The sequence below is a fragment of the Nonomuraea sp. NPDC049784 genome (assembly GCF_040659615.1).
Taxonomy (GTDB): Bacteria; Actinomycetota; Actinomycetes; order Streptosporangiales; family Streptosporangiaceae; genus Nonomuraea.
Genome location: NZ_JBFAMX010001313.1, coordinates 1 through 1073, shown reverse-complemented (window position 1 = coordinate 1073; position 1073 = coordinate 1). Strand labels below are relative to the sequence as shown.

Annotated in this window: 1 protein-coding gene; it reads right to left on the bottom strand. The window is 76.3% G+C overall.

The annotated features are described in order from the left end of the window. Positions 1 to 1001 (bottom strand): KR domain-containing protein (locus AB0J09_RS65685; protein ID WP_360714735.1); only part of this gene is annotated, 1001 nt, incomplete at its 3' end. Positions 1002 to 1073: the final 72 nt, after the last annotated feature.

The following is a 1073-nucleotide window of genomic DNA, read 5'->3' as shown; positions in this document are numbered from 1 at the left end:
CGCAGCTTCGCCGCCAGCCGCGCCGTCGCGTCCTCGACGCGGGTGGTGGCCAGGCGGCCTATCCCCCGGCTCGTGGCGAGGTGGTACACCTCCCGCAGCGACGGCAGGTCCCGCCCGAAGCGCTCGAACAGCGCCGTCATCGCGGCCTCGTCGGTGACGTCCACCCGCACCGGCGTGACCTGGAGGCCGAGGCCGGCCAGGTTCTCCAGGTCGGCCTCATGCCGTTGGCCGGCCCCGGTACGGCCGGTCAGCACCAGATGGCGGGCTCCACGGTCAGCGAGCCAGCGTGCGACCGCCATCCCGAGCCGGCCCAGGCCACCGCAGACGAGGTAGGTGCCGTCGGGGTCCGCGGCCGGGGCGGGATGGGGCCGGACGGGCTCGATCGGGGTGAGGCGGGCGACGAAGCGCCGCCCGTCCCTGTAGGCCACCTCGTCCTCCGGGCCCGCGGCGAGCAACTCGCCGACCAGACAGCGAGCCACCGGCTCGGGGTCGTCGGCGCCGACGTCCAGCAGGCCTCCCCACAGGTCGGGGTGTTCCAGCCGTACCGTCCGCGCCAGGCTCCACTGCGCCGCCGACGCCACGTCGACCGGTTGGCCGGGCCCGGACACCGGCTGGGCGTCCCGGGTGACCCACCAGGTCCGTGCCCGGCCGGCGAGCCCCGCCGCCGCCAGGTCTGCGACCAGCGCGGCCGTCCGGGCCAGCCGGTGTTCGGCCAGATCTGGAGGTGCCGTCTCCCGGTCCTCGTGGTCATCGGTGAGGGCGCGCAGGTCGACGACGAGCCAGGGTCCCGCGCCGTCGCGAAGGGTCCGCAGCGCCTGCTCGTCCAGCCGGTCCGGCCGCACGAGCAGGCATCGCCGGCCACGCCGGGCCAGCTCGAGGACGACAGCCCCGCCGTAAGGACCGTCGTCGGCCAGCACCAGCCAGCCGTCGTCACAGGCGGCGGGCGCTCCCGGCGGCGGAGCCGGGTGCCAGGTCATCTCGTACTGACCGGGCGCCACCATCGGCGCAGTCCCCGGCCTCGTACCGGCCACCAGCCCGGCCGGGCCCAGGCTGGTCGTAGGCGCGGTCAGAGG